Origin of the sequence: Psychrobacter faecalis (genome assembly GCF_016107575.1) — a bacterium.
Classification (GTDB): Bacteria; Pseudomonadota; Gammaproteobacteria; order Pseudomonadales; family Moraxellaceae; genus Psychrobacter; species Psychrobacter faecalis.
In genome coordinates this window covers 1-2008 of record NZ_JABAST010000075.1, presented here as the reverse complement: position 1 = coordinate 2008, position 2008 = coordinate 1, and the positions used below count along the sequence as shown (strand labels likewise).

General features: G+C 44.1%; 1 protein-coding gene. It reads right to left on the bottom strand.

The annotated features are described in order from the left end of the window. Positions 1–1021: 1021 nt before the first annotated feature. Complete coding sequence (locus JFC07_RS12950) at positions 1022–1186, bottom strand: hypothetical protein (protein ID WP_198329218.1); 165 nt, start codon at positions 1184–1186, stop codon at positions 1022–1024. Positions 1187–2008 lie beyond the last annotated feature (822 nt).

Sequence of the window (2008 nt, the reverse complement as noted above, 5' to 3'; positions counted from 1 at the left end):
GGTGTGTGCCTTAGAATACCCTTAACGGGCTATATGCTGGTCAAATAACGCACTTTGGATGCTTATTTGGTCGTTACAGTCGTCGTCAAACGTCTGTAACCGTTAACCAATATTAAACGACAAAGCCTTCAACGTGTCAAGCGTTGAGGGCTTTTTCTATGCCTAATTAATAGATTATTGTTTGTTTTGCTTGGGCTAAGGTCGAGTATTGGCCAAGATCAGGCGGTCTTTTTCGCCTGTCCTGGCTAATGCTGACCCAACAACCAAAGGGCGTTAGCTGCTATAAAATAAAATCGGTTTGTATAACACGTGAACCCCTGAAACCATTGGGCTAAAAGGCTGTTTTTTGTCATTTTGTATGACAGCGTGCAGTCCATTTGTTATACACGGAAGCCCTTGCACCGTAAGGCTTTAAGTCGTTTGCAACCAGTTGCGTGGTGTGTGTACTAATATTTAGCCATCGGCACGATCATCTTTTGCTTTTTTCTTTTGTTTTTGCTTTTTGCATCGTCCCTAGACGATGTTAAGCCCCAAAGGGGGGTGTTTTCGTTCAGAAAATGCACAGACCATCACCCCAAGTGTGGGCTGCGTGGGGGAGCCGAAATCGTGGTGGCAGTCGTTCAGACTAGCCACAGCTGACCCCTAGGGCTGCGGTAGATTTTGGGGGTGAAACCCGCCGTCAGTAAGCACTGACCTCTTGCGTTTTACTTGCCGCCAATTAAAAGGGCAAAAAACGTGAGAGGTCGGTGGTTTTACCACTGGCGGCCGTCGAGGAAATCGCAACAACGTGGAGATTTACGCTGAAACGAAGTGGAAGGCAACTAAAAAGCGGCAGCGAGGTCGTCCAGACCACGCAAGACAAGGGTAGGGCGTTCAGCCCGTCAGCCTTGTCTGATGACGTTTTTTGGGCGCAGCGTAGCGAAGTGCGTGTGTTTTTACCTACACTAAATTGGCAAGACACACTGATTTTTTTAAATCAGTGTGTCTGTAGGTAAAAATGTAGGTAAAATTGTGGGTAAATCTAGTCAAAAAGTTTGGCTTGGCCATATTTTTTAGCATAGTCACGCATGAAGGCTCTAACGGCTTGTGATGCGGTGGTATCTTGGTTCTCACACGCATGTTTAAAGGCTTTTAGCAGGTTTTCATCTACTTTTGCAGTGAATAGCTTGTCTTTAGTAGCTTTCATAGTAATTCCTTATATATTAGGTATATACGAATTATATACTAAGTCTATAAAACATCAATAAGCCTCTTATGATATATACATGGTATATACGTGATATATATTATTTATATACAAATTCCTTTAAAAGCCTTTAAAACAAAGGGCTGAGCTTATCTATTTATTCACATTATGTTTTTTATCGAAGATCTCAACACTCAATCTGCTGATTGAGTGCTTTTTTTATTTGTTTTTTTATTTTCTTGAGTGCCGTGTTATATAGCCTAGGGGGCTATAAACACTGGATTGCTTGTCAGTTGTTGTCATGCTCTTGGTTCAGCCTTGAGCTTAGTTCAAGCAACACTCACCCTAAAGGGAGTGAAAGCAGATTTTGCTCTCAAGCCCTTTAGTGCTGTTGCTTTGATGTTGATGTCATGCACTCGGCATCGCCCACCGCCCCATCAAGACCGTATCACTGTATCAAGCTACGGCTGCATAGATTACGGTTGATAGCACCGCCTAGACGCGCTCTATGCCACGTTTTAAGCCGTTCTTACGCAAGCAAGGGGTAAACCCCAATATACCGCTACAGATACGCTTAAATCGCCACTCATTGCGCTGCTCAATATGTCTAGTCACCCCTGTCGGGAGCTTTCGTATCACCCATGCAATGCAGTCGTCGCTGAAGCCTGCCACCCATTGCTAGGGAACAGTTACAGAAGGCGCTAGGGGTGACATAACGAACAAATAAGGGGGTTAGGCGTTTTATATATTAGACTTGCAAATTAGGCGGTGTGTGCCTTAGAATACCCTTAACGGGCTATATGCTGGTCAAATAACGCACTT